Here is a 270-nt window from a genome sequence, read left to right on the forward strand (position 1 = left end):
TTTTTCCTCTTGCGCTTCCTTTATTTTCTGCGATTGTTGCTAATTTTCTCGCTTCAACATAATGATTTTTAAAATAAGGATCCGTAGTGACTGCTCCCCCGCCGTAAACGGCGAGGCTTCCCACTTCTCAGACCGCAACCCTCTGTACGACGGATTTACGCGGGTCTCCATGGGCTGAAACGACGCGTCCCGCCGCGTGTAATTCCAATATGCCCTTGTGTCGGATATTGATTGCCGCATTGATATCTCGGTCATGTTCAACTCCACATT

At 48.1% G+C, this 270-nt stretch carries 1 pseudogene; it reads right to left on the reverse strand.

Features of this window, described 5'->3' with window-relative positions:
• Positions 1-127: 127 nt before the first annotated feature.
• Positions 128-270: pseudogene (locus BHE89_RS27265) on the reverse strand (RNA-guided endonuclease TnpB family protein); the annotation flags it as partial.

It is taken from the genome of Shigella sp. FC1967, from assembly GCF_001743005.1.
Taxonomy (GTDB): domain Bacteria; phylum Pseudomonadota; class Gammaproteobacteria; order Enterobacterales; family Enterobacteriaceae; genus Proteus.